The sequence below is a fragment of the Pseudomonas sp. UM16 genome, assembly GCF_050312595.1.
In the GTDB taxonomy this organism is placed as follows: domain Bacteria; phylum Pseudomonadota; class Gammaproteobacteria; order Pseudomonadales; family Pseudomonadaceae; genus Aquipseudomonas.
In genome coordinates, this window is record NZ_JBNPJT010000005.1 from 149,846 (window position 1) to 164,186 (window position 14,341).

The 14,341-nt window shown below is 57.7% G+C and carries 13 protein-coding genes and 2 pseudogenes; 6 read left to right on the forward strand and 9 right to left on the reverse strand.

Annotated elements, in window-relative coordinates; all coding sequences use genetic code 11:
• Together ACQRAX_RS07575 and glyA are read right to left on the reverse strand one after the other, a co-directional pair.
• On the reverse strand, nt 1–1,251 hold the full coding sequence (locus ACQRAX_RS07575; RefSeq protein ID WP_412038979.1) for a sarcosine oxidase subunit beta family protein: 1,251 nt from the start codon (nt 1,249–1,251) through the stop codon (nt 1–3).
• 20 nt (nt 1,252–1,271) lie between these two features.
• Entirely contained in the window at nt 1,272–2,525 is a 1,254-nt protein-coding gene (gene glyA, locus ACQRAX_RS07580; RefSeq protein ID WP_412038978.1) for a serine hydroxymethyltransferase, read from the reverse strand.
• Nucleotides 2,526–2,838: 313 nt separating this feature from the next.
• On the opposite strand from glyA, the gene ACQRAX_RS07585 reads away from it, so the two are divergent.
• Nucleotides 2,839–3,252: a hypothetical protein gene (locus tag ACQRAX_RS07585; RefSeq protein WP_412038977.1), complete on the forward strand. Its 414-nt coding sequence runs from the start codon at nt 2,839–2,841 to the stop codon at nt 3,250–3,252.
• On the opposite strand, the pseudogene ACQRAX_RS07590 reads toward ACQRAX_RS07585, so the two are convergent.
• Nucleotides 3,249–3,719 (reverse strand): annotated as a pseudogene (locus tag ACQRAX_RS07590) (IS5 family transposase); the annotation flags it as partial. The gene ACQRAX_RS07585 and the pseudogene ACQRAX_RS07590 overlap by 4 nt on opposite strands.
• A gap of 124 nt (nt 3,720–3,843) precedes the next feature.
• On the opposite strand from ACQRAX_RS07590, the gene ACQRAX_RS07595 reads away from it, so the two are divergent.
• The gene (locus ACQRAX_RS07595; RefSeq protein ID WP_412038976.1) at nt 3,844–4,536 is read left to right on the forward strand and encodes a hypothetical protein; all 693 of its coding nucleotides are present in this window, start codon (nt 3,844–3,846) and stop codon (nt 4,534–4,536) included.
• 114 nt (nt 4,537–4,650) lie between these two features.
• The gene (locus ACQRAX_RS07600) at nt 4,651–5,691 is read left to right on the forward strand and encodes a low specificity L-threonine aldolase (RefSeq protein ID WP_412038975.1); all 1,041 of its coding nucleotides are present in this window, start codon (nt 4,651–4,653) and stop codon (nt 5,689–5,691) included.
• A gap of 43 nt (nt 5,692–5,734) precedes the next feature.
• Here ACQRAX_RS07600 and ACQRAX_RS07605 read toward each other — a convergent pair whose 3' ends face one another.
• The 4 genes and pseudogenes from ACQRAX_RS07605 to ACQRAX_RS07620 form a co-directional block, all read right to left on the reverse strand.
• Nucleotides 5,735–6,472, reverse strand: a complete 738-nt coding sequence (locus tag ACQRAX_RS07605) for a methyl-accepting chemotaxis protein (RefSeq protein WP_427867735.1) — start codon at nt 6,470–6,472, stop codon at nt 5,735–5,737.
• Between the two features lie 126 nt (nt 6,473–6,598).
• A pseudogene (locus ACQRAX_RS07610) lies at nt 6,599–7,861 on the reverse strand (HAMP domain-containing protein); the annotation flags it as partial.
• The gene (locus ACQRAX_RS07615) at nt 7,830–8,132 is read right to left on the reverse strand and encodes a cell division protein ZapA (protein ID WP_301843263.1); all 303 of its coding nucleotides are present in this window, start codon (nt 8,130–8,132) and stop codon (nt 7,830–7,832) included. The gene ACQRAX_RS07615 and the pseudogene ACQRAX_RS07610, both read right to left, overlap by 32 nt.
• Nucleotides 8,129–8,359 carry a hypothetical protein gene (locus ACQRAX_RS07620; RefSeq protein ID WP_412038974.1) on the reverse strand — a complete coding sequence of 77 codons (231 nt, stop codon included), beginning with the start codon at nt 8,357–8,359 and terminating at the stop codon, nt 8,129–8,131. Before ACQRAX_RS07620 ends, ACQRAX_RS07615 begins: the two co-directional genes overlap by 4 nt.
• A 279-nt stretch (nt 8,360–8,638) precedes the next feature.
• Between ACQRAX_RS07620 and ACQRAX_RS07625 the strand changes: the two genes are divergently transcribed.
• Nucleotides 8,639–10,264: a methyl-accepting chemotaxis protein gene (locus ACQRAX_RS07625; protein ID WP_427867734.1), complete on the forward strand. Its 1,626-nt coding sequence runs from the start codon at nt 8,639–8,641 to the stop codon at nt 10,262–10,264.
• On the opposite strand, the gene gbcB is transcribed toward ACQRAX_RS07625, so the two are convergent.
• Entirely contained in the window at nt 10,265–11,362 is a 1,098-nt protein-coding gene (gbcB, locus tag ACQRAX_RS07630; protein WP_412038973.1) for a glycine-betaine demethylase subunit GbcB, read from the reverse strand.
• On the opposite strand from gbcB, the gene ACQRAX_RS07635 reads away from it, so the two are divergent.
• Both ACQRAX_RS07635 and gbcA read left to right on the forward strand, forming a co-directional pair.
• Nucleotides 11,361–11,504, forward strand: coding sequence for a hypothetical protein (locus ACQRAX_RS07635; protein WP_412038972.1), 144 nt, complete (start codon nt 11,361–11,363; stop codon nt 11,502–11,504). The genes gbcB and ACQRAX_RS07635 overlap by 2 nt on opposite strands.
• Nucleotides 11,505–11,647: 143 nt before the next feature.
• On the forward strand, nt 11,648–12,940 hold the full coding sequence (gene gbcA / locus ACQRAX_RS07640; RefSeq protein WP_412038971.1) for a glycine-betaine demethylase subunit GbcA: 1,293 nt from the start codon (nt 11,648–11,650) through the stop codon (nt 12,938–12,940).
• A gap of 622 nt (nt 12,941–13,562) precedes the next feature.
• Here gbcA and ACQRAX_RS07645 read toward each other — a convergent pair.
• Nucleotides 13,563–14,333: an electron transfer flavoprotein subunit beta gene (locus ACQRAX_RS07645; RefSeq protein WP_412038970.1), complete on the reverse strand. Its 771-nt coding sequence runs from the start codon at nt 14,331–14,333 to the stop codon at nt 13,563–13,565.
• Between the last annotated feature and the right edge of the window lie 8 nt (nt 14,334–14,341).

Here is a 14,341-nt window from a genome sequence, read left to right on the forward strand (position 1 = left end):
TTAGTGGGCGACAGCGGCGGCGCCGTGTTCGTCGATCAGAGCGCCGTTGTGAAAACGGTCGATGGAAAAGGGTTTGGCCAGCGGGTGCATTTCGCCCTTGGCCAGGCTGGCGGCAAACACGTTGCCCGAGCCTGGCGTGGCCTTGAAGCCACCGGTGCCCCAGCCGCAGTTGAAGAACATGTTCTTCACCGGCGTCTTGGAGATGATCGGGCAAGCATCAGGCGTGGTGTCGACGATGCCACCCCACTGGCGGTTCATCCGCACCCGGGAAAGAATCGGGAACATTTCGACAATGGCCTGCAGGGTGTGCTCAATCACCGGATACGAACCGCGCTGGCCGTAACCGACCCAGCCGTCGATGCCAGCGCCGATCACCAGGTCGCCCTTGTCTGACTGGCTGATATAGCCGTGCACGGCGTTGGACATGATCACGCTGTCGATGATCGGCTTGAGCGGCTCGGACACCAATGCTTGCAGCGGATGCGATTCAATCGGCAAGCGGAACCCGGCGAGTTTGGCCATGTGCCCGGAATTGCCGGCTGTAACCACACCGACGCGCTTGGCACCGATAAAGCCTTTGTTGGTCTCGACACCAATGACCACGCCGTTTTCCTTGCGAAAGCCGATCACTTCGGTCTGCTGAATCAGATCCACGCCCAGAGCGTCAGCGGCACGGGCATAGCCCCAGGCCACTGCATCGTGACGGGCGACGCCGCCGCGCCGCTGCACGGTGGCGCCAAGGATCGGGTAGCGGGTGTTTTTCGAGCAGTCCAGGTAAGGGATTTCTTCAGCGACCTGCTGGGTATTGAGCAACTCGCCATCCACACCATTGAGGCGGTTGGCGCTGACCCGCCGCTCCGAGTCACGGATGTCTTGTAGGGTATGACAGAGGTTATAGACCCCCCGCTGGGAGAACATCACGTTGTAGTTGATGTCTTGCGACAACCCTTCCCAGAGCTTCATGGCGTGTTCATAGAGGTGCGCCGACTCGTCCCACAGGTAGTTCGAGCGGACAATCGTAGTGTTGCGTGCGGTGTTGCCGCCACCCAACCAGCCCTTCTCGACCACAGCGACGTTGGTAATGCCGTGCTCCTTGGCCAGGTAGTAGGCGGTGGCCAGGCCATGCCCGCCACCACCGACGATAACCACGTCATAGACTTTTTTCGGGGTCGGCGTGCGCCACATGCGCTGCCAGTTTTCGTGGTGGCTGAGTGAGTGTTTGAAGAGGCCGAAGCCCGAGTAACGTTGCATAGTCTCTACTCCCGAACCACTCAGCGATAAACCGGAAAATCTGCACACAGTGCCGATACGTTCTTCGCAACATCGGCCTCAACATCGGCATCGCCGAGGTTGTCGAGGATGTCGCAGATCCACCCGGCCAGTTCCACGCACTGGGCAACCTTGAAGCCACGGGTGGTGACCGCCGGGGTGCCAATGCGCAGGCCGGAAGTGACGAACGGCGACTGCGGATCGTTGGGCACGGCATTTTTGTTGACGGTGATGTGGGCACGGCCCAGGGCGGCATCGGCGTCCTTGCCGGTCAGGCCTTGGCGAATCAGGCTAACCAGAAACAGGTGGTTGTCAGTACCACCGGAAACCACATCGAAGCCGCGCTCGATAAACACCTTGGCCATGGCCTGGGCGTTGTCGATGACCTGTTGTTGATACGTCTTGAAGCCTGGTTCCAGCGCTTCCTTGAAGCACACTGCCTTGGCGGCGATCACATGCATCAGCGGGCCGCCCTGGGCCCCGGGGAATACTGCGGCGTTGAGCTTCTTCTCGATCTCCTCGTTGCTACGCGCCAGGATCAGGCCGCCACGTGGACCACGCAGAGTCTTGTGGGTGGTGGTGGTGACCACATCGGCGTAAGGCAGCGGGTTCGGGTACAGGCCAGCGGCAACCAGGCCGGCAACGTGAGCCATGTCGACGAACAGGTAGGCGCCGACTTTGTCGGCGATCTGACGAAAACGTGGGAAATCGAGGGTTTTCGAGTAGGCCGAGAACCCGGCAACGATCATCTTCGGCTTGTGTTCCACAGCAAGACGCTCGACTTCGTCGTAGTCGATCAACCCGGTGTTGGTGTCGATGCCGTACTGCACCGCGTTGTACAGCTTGCCCGAGGACGACACTTTGGCGCCGTGGGTCAAGTGACCGCCATGGGCCAGGCTCATGCCCAGAATGGTGTCGCCAGCCTGCAGCAAGGCCAGGTACACGGCGCTGTTGGCCGAGGAGCCTGAGTGCGGCTGGACGTTGGCGTAACCGGCACCGAACAACTGCTTGGCGCGATCGATGGCCAACTGCTCGACTTTATCCACATGCTCGCAACCGCCGTAATAGCGCTTGCCCGGGTAGCCTTCAGCGTATTTATTGGTCAAACCGCCGCCTTGGGCCTGCATGACGCGCTTGCTGGTGTAGTTCTCCGAGGCAATCAGTTCGATGTGATCTTCCTGGCGTTGCTCTTCGGCATTGATCGCCGCCAGCAGTGCGTCGTCGTAACCCTGGATCTGGTCTTGCTTGCTGAACATTGAGAGTCTCCCGGCAGCGATCATTTCTTGTCTGATAGGCCCAATGAGCCTTTGCAGCGATGGTATGACCGGCGCGGGGAGCCCAGATGCCTGCGCACGCCTTGCAATGGTGCGTTTACGACATGGGGGGGGTTCGCTTTCGATACAGGGTGACTGAAGTAAAAGCTCTGATCCATACAACAATGCGCCAAGAACTGCAGCGGCAACGCCCTTGCGTAGCAGACAATCGGGGAATTTCAACCTGACAAATATGCCAGTTACGGCTATTTGCGAACTCACCTATGGTGATACTTCTTCAAACAGGAATTTCATCATGACAACCTCAATCGTGAAAAAGTCTGTTAGTGAAAAAAACATCGCAGCCGGCGACTATCCTCCACTCCCCGAACAACTCGCGTATGCAAACACTGGCTCTTACTACTCTGACACATTGATTGGTCCGGAGCGGGCGGGCATTGTGATTCAGCGAATCTTAACGCTGAGTGGTTCGACCGCAGCGGCAATTAAAATTGTGCTGGACAATGGACATACAGTTGAAGCCGACATTGATCGACAACAGGCATTCTTAAGTTGCGACCATAGCGATGTGATTATTGATTATGGACTTCAATTTACGCTTGAGCAAAAAAGGATAACTCGCGAAGGGCAATCCAATAATCTGACGGTAGAACTGCGTTTAATTCCTCTTCCTAAACTTGATCAACAGCAGAAAAACCCATCACTCTAGGCACTGTACGAAAAGAGATGTCGCAAACACCGCATGGAACAAGCCAGCGAGACCATAGCGGCATAGCTTTTCGCGAGCCTGTCGAAGCGTGTCACGATCCGGCGGTTCTCTTTCAGCCAGCCAAACATGCGCTCGATGATGTTGCGCTGTCGGTACTTGGGCCGATCAAACAGTCTGGGTAAGCCAGGCTTGGGTTTGCGCTTCATCGAGCGCAGCGGGATGACGGGTTGCATTCGATGTTGGTCGCAGTAGCGGCGTAGCGCTTCGGCGTCGTAGCCCTTGTCGGCAAGCAACCATTTACAGCGTTTACGCGGGCGGCCACGTTGGCTCGATGGAATGCTGACCTCGTCCAACAGGGGTTGGGCGTAGCTGATGTCACTGGCTTGACCGCCAGAGAGGAGGAAGCGCAACGGTGTCCCGTTGGCGTCGCAGAGCATGTGGACTTTGGTAGTCAGGCCACCGCGACTGCATTTTACGAAAATTGACAACTACTAAAACAGTCAGTTGCGCACACTTTTCCAGCACTTAGTTTACGACTTCTGGAAACACGCTTGAATGCTCCCATGTCAAAACAACCGCAGGGTTTGCCCCATGAAAAATCTCGAAGAACGCGCCCCCAGCTACGAAGATCACCTGAAATTAATTAGCCCCTCTAAGAAAGCTAAAAACCCCGAGAGCCTTCTGTATGCACACACGGGGAATTATTATCCAACCCGCAGCTTCAATCAAAGAGTCTCCATACGTTTTATTGAATTGACGGGACCTGATACGGCCATCATCACGATCCGCACAGGAAATGAGTTTTACTCCACTACCGTCAGCCGCGACGCAGCCTACGCCAACTCCGAAACCCATGACATCATCGTGGAAAATGGTCAATTTCGATATATCACGGAGAAAATTGTATCTGATACGAACAAACCCGTAGAGCTGATAACGTATGAAATTCCATCTGACATTCTGGAAAGTGGGGAAAATCATCCGATTGCACTTTACGCCCCCAAAAATACCGTGATTAGAATTACGGGAACATTGGACACCGTCAAGTACAGAACACTCCACCATTTAGAAGACGGCACATCAAAATTCGTCATAAGAACTATCGGCAACAAAGTATTTGAGCACAGCATTGACACCCGTGACTTTGGAACATTGGCACTACCAGGCGACTTCGTTGTTTATGAAAACACGGGCTACGTTAGCCTGGTCACCATGCGTACAATGCCTTTTGACAATTATATTCGCGAAGAAACTGCCCCCATCGTACTCTCTGAGGAATCTTGAGTTAGCGTTTTGCTGCCGTGGGTGGTGCCCTTCACTCACGGCAGCACGGTCCTATGGGCAAGCTGTGAGCCAATGATTTAGAGTGCTGTTCTGCTTCATTCACAGGACAGTGTCATGACAGAGCAAAGCCAGCAATTCGCCAGCGACAACTACTCAGGCATCTGCCCTGAAGCCTGGGCCGCCATGGAAAAAGCCAACCACGGCCATGACCGCTCCTATGGCGATGACCAGTGGACCGCCCGCGCCGCCGAGTACTTTCGCAAACTGTTCGAAACCGACTGCGAAGTATTTTTCGCCTTCAACGGCACCGCCGCCAACTCACTGGCACTTTCGTCCTTGTGCCAGAGCTACCACAGCGTGATCTGCTCAGAGACCGCCCACGTCGAGACCGACGAGTGCGGCGCGCCAGAGTTTTTCTCCAACGGTTCTAAACTACTTACCGCCCGCAGCGTTGCGGGGAAGCTGACTCCCGAGTCGATCCGCGAAGTCGCTCTTAAGCGCCAGGACATCCACTATCCCAAACCACGGGTGGTGACCATCACCCAGGCCACCGAAGTCGGCACCGTCTACCGCCCCGACGAACTCAAGGCAATCAGCGCCACCTGCAAAGAACTGGGCCTGAACCTACATATGGACGGTGCCCGCTTCAGCAACGCCTGTGCCTCTCTTGGCTGCACGCCTGCCGAATTGACCTGGAAGGCAGGCGTTGATGTTCTGTGCTTTGGCGGAACCAAGAATGGCATGGCGGTGGGTGAAGCGATCCTGTTCTTCAACCGCAAGCTGGCCGAAGATTTCGACTACCGCTGCAAACAGGCCGGACAGCTGGCTTCGAAGATGCGCTTTTTGTCTGCCCCTTGGGTCGGGCTACTGGAAAACGACGCCTGGCTCAAATACGGCCACCACGCCAACCGTTGCGCGACCTTGCTCAGCGAGTTGGTCAGTGACGTGCCGGGGGTCGAGCTAATGTTCCCGGTGCAAGCCAACGGCGTGTTCCTGCAGATGTCGGAACCGGCTCTGGAAGCCTTGCGCAACAAGGGCTGGCGCTTTTACACCTTCATTGGCAGCGGTGGAGCGCGGTTTATGTGTTCGTGGGACACCGACGAGGCGCGAGTGCGAGAGCTGGCGGCGGATATCCGCGAGGCCATGGGCGCCTGAAAACCTCATCGCCGGCATTGCCGGCGATGAGGTTCAGATTGCTCTAGAGCCTGAACCCACCCATCTGCCGCGCCAGGTCATCGGCCAATCCGCGCAACGCCTGGCACTCCTCCCGACAGCCCTGCACATCCGCCGCGGTCGCCCGTGCCAGGTCGGAAATCCCCTGCACAGTACGATTGATCTCCTCGGTCACCGCCGACTGTTCCTCGGTCGCGGTGGCCACCTGATGGTTCATGTCGCTGATGTGCTCGACCTGATCGGTGATGGTGCTCAGTGACGCACCGGTCTGCTGACTGGACTGCACACCCGTTCCCGTCGCTGCCTGTCCGGCCTGCATCGACGCAACCGCACTGCCGGCGCCCTGCTTAAGGCGCAGGATCATCTGCTGCACTTCATCGGTCGAAACCTGAGTACGCCGGGCCAGCGTACGTACTTCGTCAGCAACCACAGCAAAACCGCGGCCCATCTCCCCGGCACGCGCCGCTTCAATCGCCGCGTTGAGTGCCAGCAGGTTGGTCTGCTCAGAAATGCTACGGATCACCGCCAGTACTTCATCGATTGAAGCGACTTCGCTGGCCAACTCGCCCACCGCATTGGCGGCCTGGCCTATTTCACCGGACATGCCTTCAATATGCGCAATCGAGCGCCGCACCACTTCGCGGGCCTCAAGCGCTTCAGTGCGAGCCGTTTCCGAAGCCTGTGCTGCGTTGCCAGCATTCTGGGCGATGTCTTGCACGGTCAGGCCCATCTCATGCACCGCGGTGGCGACCATTTCGGTCATTTCCTGTTGACGCCCGGAACGCTCGGCGGTGTTCTCCACTACCTGGGTCACTTGCGTGACCGAGCTGTGCAAGCGCTCTGTGGTACGCAGCACTTCGCCGATCAAGTCGCGCTGGCTGTTGAGGAAACGGTTGAAGCCGCGCGCCAGGTCGCCCAGTTCATCGGCACGGGCTTCATCCAGACGCTGGGTCAGGTCACCGCCACCCTTACCAATCGCCATCAACGCCGCCGTTACTCGACGAATTGGCCGGACAATGCCTCGGGCCAATAGTACAACTAGCAACAGCGACACCAGCGCCACGGCAGCACCGATCAAGCTGGTTAACCCTACGGTCTCGCGGACCGGGGCGTAGATTTGCGCCTCCGGCACTTCAGCGACCAGGGTCCAGTTCAGGTCACGCAGCGGCAGGCTCAAGGCCAGGTACTCTTCGCCATCGCGCTCGAATCGGCTGCTACTCACGCCCTTTTCGTGGTTCAACAGCACCGTTGCCGCCGTTTCGCCGATTTGCTCGGCGAGCTTTCGCTTGCCACTGAATTGTTGCTCTGGATGCACCTGGATCAAGCCGTCGTTACGCACCAGGAAAACCCGGCCACGCTCACCAAAGCTGAAGTTGTGAATCAGTTCCGACAACTCGGTCATGCGCAAGCCAAGCCCGGCAATGCCCACCAACTTCCCGGCCTTTTCCACCCGGTAATCGATAAACAGTGCCAGCTCTCCGGTACTGCCATCGGTGTCGATGTTGAGCAAACGCGGATTGCCACTGTCGATAAAGCCGTAAAACCACTTGTCAGCTGGGTTGCTGCGACTCAAGGTACGGTCCAGGCCTTTTTCGTTGTAGTAGTGGTTGCTTTCGGTGGCCGCAAACAGCGCGGTGAACGCCTGATTCTTCTGCCGCAAGGCCTCGAGGTACTCGATAAACTGCGGCGCCTGGGCTGGATCTTCGCCCGCTGCCAGCCAGTCGCGCAGCAAGGTATTGTTGGCGATATCCGAAGCGGCGGTGAGCGGACGGCTCAACATCCGTTCGATGTCGTTACGAATCGCCTCAATGCTCGCCGGTAAAGCAGTGTCGACCAGGTAACGTTCGGTCAGGCGATTGACCGCCACCGAGTAGATCGCCACGACGATAAGAATGCTCACCAACAGGGCTGCGCCCATGCTTGCGATCAGTTGCCACTGGATACTGCGCCGCCAGAACTGCATGAACCTTCCCCTGAGCAAATAAGCCTTGTGCTGCAATAGCCAGGCCAATTGTATACAGATGAAAATACAATAACTCCATTGACCCACGACAATGCCACTCACTGCCGAACAGGCAGTGAGCAAGCAAAAGGAAGTAGAACGGTTTAGCGGGAGCCTATCAGCTGTTGCCGATGGTCCGGGCAATGACATCGACCGTGGCGCTGACTTGCTCTTGGTAACGGTCGAGGGCCTGCTGGTGCTGCTGTTGCAGATCAATCTGCTGCGAGCACAGGTTGAGGGCTGCCAGAACCAGCAGCTTGTCACCGATCAGGGTCGGGTATTTGCGCTTGGTCTCGGCCAGCGACGCATTGAGCATCTGCACGGCCTGCGCCAGGGCCTGCTCCTGGCCTTCGGGGGCCTTGATCGAATAGTCACTGCCAAGGATCGACACGACATTGATCGGCTGTGCTGAAGTTCTCATGCGTTGACGGTACCGCCACTGGCGCGCTCAACCAGAGCCTGAATGCGTGCGGCAGTAGCGCCGTGCTTTTCTTCTTGCTCCATCAACGACAGCTGCAGGCTCTCGTTTTCATCTTTGGCTTGAGCCAATTCAACGCTGATCTGCTCGTTGCGCTCGCTCAACTCCTGATTTTTTTGTACCAGGTCGATGACGAGTTGTTCCAATTGACTAAGGGATGTTTCCAACATGATTGCCTTCTCGGGATTTTCAGGGGGCGCACACGATAAAGAAAAGTCCGCGTGCTCGCCAGGGATATCGGGTTAGACGCTTCGGCCTGGTGCAGATTGACCCACTGATAGCGGTCCGGTTCCCCCTTCAGGTGCCCGCCTGTCAGGAAAGTCGATAGCTGACTTCGCCGTTTCATTTCCCCGCGCCTCAAGTCTGCTTCAGGTCGACCGATATACGAGGAGGAAACCCCGACTTTGTCGCACGGATCGCGCGCCTTTTCCCTTTCCGGAAGACTCACTATGTCCCTACGCAATATGAATATTGCCCCGCGCGCGCTCCTGGGCTTTTTCTTGATTGGCGCGCTGATGCTCGGCCTGGGCCTGTTCGCCCTCAACCAAATGGGCAAAATTCGCCAGGCCGGCGTATTTATTGAAACCTCCTCGATGCCCAGCATCACCAACGTCGATAAGCTCACCCAACTGACCCTGCGTTTGCGCACATTGTCCTATCGCCTATTGCTCAATCGGGAAGACGACACTGTACAAAACACGCTCAAACTGTTCGACCAGCGCAATCAGCAAATAGATGAAACACGAAAGGCCTATGAACCGCTGATCACATCTGCTCCAGAGCGTGCCGCTTACAACGACTATGTGCAGTTGCTCAACCAGTACCGGCAACTGGAAAGCCGCATGCGCCAAGCCTCGCAAAGCAATGACCTGGAGACGCTACGCAGCCTGGTCAACCGTGATGTGCTCGACAACTCCGAGAAAATCAACGGTGTTATGGATCAGTTGGTTAGCATCAACACCGAACAAACCCGGCAGATCAACCAGACCGCTGCCGAGCAGTATTCCGACGCTGTCACGCTGGTTATCAGCTTACTGTTGACCGCCACGGCGCTGACCCTGATTTGTGCCCTGTTGCTGACCCGCAGCATCGTCAAACCGATCAGTGAAGCACTGCAGGTCGCTGAGCGAATTGCCGAAGGCGACCTCACCCGCAGCATTGAAACCCAAGGCCAAGATGAGGCTGCACGCCTGTTGCAAGCCATGGCCAAGATGCAGAACAAACTGCGCGACACCCTGCAATTGATTGCAGGCTCCGCCACCCAGCTGGCTTCTGCCGCCGAAGAACTGAACAGCGTCACCGACGAAAGCGCTCGTGGCCTGCAACAGCAGAACAATGAAATCGAGCAGGCCGCCACTGCGGTTACCGAGATGACCAGCGCCGTTGAAGAAGTAGCGCGCAATGCTGTGAGCACTTCCGAAGCGTCCAAGGAAGCTACCCGTTCGGCAGGCGACGGCCGCGATCTGGTTCTGGAAACAGTCAATGCTATTGAGCGTATGAGCGTTGACGTACAGGGCACCGCCAAGCTGATCGGTAACCTGGCGGAAGAGTCGCGGGATATCGGCAAGGTGCTGGACGTGATTCGCGGCTTGGCTGACCAGACCAACCTGCTGGCCCTCAACGCCGCCATCGAAGCAGCACGTGCCGGTGAAGCTGGCCGTGGCTTTGCCGTGGTGGCTGATGAGGTACGTGCCCTGGCCCATCGCACCCAACAGTCCACCAGCGAAATCGAACGGATGGTCGGTAGCATTCAAGGCGGCACCGAACAGGCAGTCAACTCGATGCGCAACAGTACCGAACGCGCCGAATCGACCCTCAACATCGCTCGCGGCGCAGGCCTTGCACTGGACACCATCACCGGCGCGGTCACCGAAATCAATGAACGCAACCTGGTGATCGCCAGTGCCGCCGAAGAACAGGCCCAGGTGGCCCGTGAAGTGGACCGTAACCTGGTTAACATCAATGATCTGTCGGTGCAGTCGGCCACTGGCGCAAACCAGACCAGTGCGGCGAGCGCCGAGCTGTCGCGCCTGGCGGTAGACCTCAGTGGACTGGTGGCACGCTTCAGCGTTTGATCAATATTCGATGCGCACGTCGCCTTTGGGCACGCTGCAGCACGACAGGATATAGCCTTCGGCGACGTCATCATCGGTGATGCCGCCGTTGTGCTCCATCTCCACCTCACCACCGAGCTTGAGCACCTTGCAGGTGCCACAGATGCCCATACCGCAGGCTTTGGGAATCATCAGGCCAAGCTTGGCTGCCGCCGCGTGCACAGTTTCGCCCGGCGCCACGCGGATACTCTTGCCGGCAGCGGTGAACTCCACCTGATGCAGGTCGGCATTGTCCACTTCCGGCGCGTCAGCGGCTTGCTCGGCGAGCTCCACGGCGTCGGCCTTGACCTCGGCCGGAGTCGCACCAAACGACTCCTCGTGATAGCGGCTCATGTCATAGCCGCTGCCTTCCAGCAGGCGCTTGACCGCGTGCATGTACGGTGTCGGGCCGCAGCAGAATATTTCCCGCTCCATGTAGTCCGGGGCGATCAACTCCATCAGCTTTTGATTGAGATAGCCACGGTAGCCTGCCCAAGGCTCGCCCAGACCATGCTTTTCACAAATGATATGCAAACTGAAGTTGTCGATCCGCGACGCCATGTGCTCCAGCTCGCGGTGATAGATGATGTCTTTCGGTGAGCGTGCGCTGTGCACGAAAACCATATCGACATTGGCGTTAGTGTCATAGAACCAACGAGCCATGGACATTACCGGAGTGATTCCGACACCACCACTGAGGTAGAGCACTTTGGGGCTGGGGAAGTCGATGGCGTTGAACAACCCGACCGGCCCGTGCACTGCCAGTTCCTGGCCTTCGTGCAGGGTGTCGTGCAGCCAGTTGGAAACTTTGCCACCCGGTACCCGCTTGATCGTCACCGAGAAGCTGTAAGGCACCGAAGGCGAACTGGAAATGGTGTACGAGCGCATGATCGGCTGGCCTTCGATCTCCAGCTCCAGGGTCACGAACTGGCCTGGTTTGAAGAAGAACATGATTGGCTGGTCGGCCATGAAACAGAAAGTGCGCACATCCCAGGTTTCCTGGATCACCTTGACGCAACGGACGATGTGACGGCCGTTGGCCCAGGTCTGGGTGCTGACCGGATTGAGGAAGTTGGACATGCTCGTCTCCACGGCCGACGGTGGCCTGATGGCTGCGATTCTGCGCAAGCTGTGCGGCGGACACTTTCCTATCCGCGACATCGGCGTGCTTATCGCGACCAGCCCCCTGTTACAAGGGCTGGCGCGTCGGAAACGGATCTGATCATGTCGCCCGTAGATATGGTTCGCGAACACTTCAATCGCACACTCCATCGCAAATGATCCTGCTGTATTTAGCCTTGCGTCGCCATAACAACGATTAGCCACTTTCACCGGCCACAAGCACTGGCCATGAGGACCTACACGATGGACGTCACCGCAACTTTGAGTCTGGGCGATCCACTGGAACCTGCGCGCAAGGCGACTGCCGAGATGTTGCAGAGCCGCGAGCGCACCTTCTCGCTGCCTCAGCCGTTCTATTGCGACGAGCGCCTGTTTCAGATCGACATGGAAGAGATCTTCCAGAAGGAATGGCTGATTGCCGGGATGACCTGTGAAATCCCGACCAAGGGCAACTTCCTCACCCTGCAGATCGGCAAGAACCCGATTCTGGTGGTGCGCGGTGCTGAAGGTCAGGTGCATGCCTTTCATAACGTTTGTCGTCACCGTGGCTCACGCTTGTGCACCAGCGACAAGGGCAAAGTCGCCAAGCTGGTCTGCCACTACCACCAGTGGACCTACGAACTCGACGGCCGCCTGCTGTTTGCCGGCACCGAGATGGGCGCCGACTTCGACATGAAGCAGTACGGCCTCAAGCCGGTCAACGTCAAGACCGCCGGCGGCTACATCTTCATCAGCCTGGCCGAAAACCCGCCAGCCATCGATGACTTCCTGGCAACCTTGACGCACTACATGGAACCCTACGACATGGAAAACACCAAGGTGGCGGTGCAAACCACCTTGATGGAAAAGGCCAACTGGAAGCTGGTGCTGGAAAACAACCGTGAATGCTACCACTGCAGCGGTTCACATCCGGAGCTGTTGAAAACCCTGCTGGAGTGGGACGACGTTACCGATCCTCGGGCCGACCAGGCCTTCAAGGACCATGTCGCCGCCTCGGCCGCAGCCTGGGACGCAGAGAAGATTCCGTACGCACACGCCAGCTTCGGCCTGCGCAACCGCATTGTGCGCATGCCGTTGCTCAAGGGCACGGTGTCGATGACTCTGGACGGCAAGCAGGGCTGCCAGAAGCTCATGGGGCGGATTAAGAACCCGGACCTGGGGTCGATGCGCATCCTGCATTTGCCGCACTCCTGGAACCACTGCATGGGCGATCACATCATCGTCTTTACCGTGTGGCCGATCAGCGCCCAGGAAACCATGGTGACCACCAAGTGGCTGGTGCATAAGGATGCCGTCGAAGGGGTCGATTACGACCCGGCGCGCATGCGTCAGGTCTGGGACGCCACCAACGACCAGGACCGGCGCCTGGCCGAAGAGAACCAGCGCGGGATCAACTCCACGGCTTACCAACCGGGGCCGTATTCCAAGACCTATGAGTTTGGGGTGGTGAACTTTGTGGATTGGTACAGCGAGCGGGTGTTGAACAATCTTGGCGCGGCGCCAGCGCCTTATCTCAAGGGAGTTGCAGCGCAGTAAAGCAGCGCCGCTGTGCGGCCCATCGCCGGCAAGGTCGGCGATAGGCCGCAACAGGCTGTACAAATTTTAACCATCCGCCGCAATCCCCCGGCGCCACTGGCCGCCTCCATACAGCAAACACTTTATCCACAGGACAACCCACAGCTAATGTGGGCAAGTCATTGTTTTTACCATGGAAAATTATTGGTCACTATTTGATCAATCCTCTGTAGCCCTTTAAATACGAGGCTCATAGCAGAAGGCAAACACCTTATCCACAGAGAGGCCAACAGACTTTGTGTGCAAAAGTCATAAGCTCAGAAAAGGCTTGTGGATAACGGCCTAAAGAGCAGTAATACAGGGCTTAGACAAGCGTAAAGGTAGTAATTGGACGTTTTTTGATCAAACCTTCACAGCCCTTTCCGTACGGGGCTCTTAGCCATAGGCAAACATATTATCCACAGAGCCGCCAACAGCGATTGTGGGCAATCTGAGTAAAGGCTATGGGAGAAAGCCCCATAAAATCCGCAACTTAGATTGGTTGTTTTTTAACCTTAACGCCGAAAGGCACGCAATGCGTGCCCTCCAGCCATACACAAACACTTTATCCACAGATCGGCCAACAGACTTTGTGAGCAACTGCTCAGCGCAGCACGCCCTCTTCCACCAGCAACTTGAGGATAGCTTCAGCCCCCGCCTGCGGACTGACGCCTTTGAGCACTTGTCCACCGCCGCCGCTGGCCTTGGCGGTGGCCGCTTTCATGCGCTCAGCACCGCTTTTGGCCTTGATCACCTTCAAACGCTTAGGCCGAGGCTTGGCCGGCTGCAGTTCGGCGCCTGTGAACAACTCGTCTTCGACGATCTCTACTTGGCGCGCGGCCAAGACACCGCGGCGCGCAGGACCGAAAGCGTTTTGCCGCGGCTTGGGCGCGGCGTTATCCACAGTCGCCAGTAGCGGCAAGCGTACTCTGAGCCGACGCCGCTGACCCCGTGGCAACGCCTGCAGCACCTGAGCTACGCCATTGTGGATAGATTCCACTTCGGCCAGCCCGACCACCAGCGGCCAGCCCAGGCGTTCTGCCAACAGGAAGGGCAGCATGCCTGAGCCTTCTCCGGTTTCCGCTTGGCTTCCGGTGAGGACCAACTGTGCACCGGCTTCACGCAGATAGTCGCCAAGCACCCCGAGGGCATCCGCCCCCTGAGGCTGTTCAAGCACATCCAGTTGCGCCAATCCCATCCCTAGATAGGCGCGCAAGGCCGGCTCCTGGGGGTCGCCAGCATGCAGCACCTGCAGGTTATCCCCAGCCAGCTGCAAGCCCAACTCTACCGCCCGTGCATCCTGCTCGGCACGTCGGCTACGACCGGAGCTAGGGTGCGCACCGATTGAAACCAGACTGATAACCGTGGTGTTCATAATTGCCC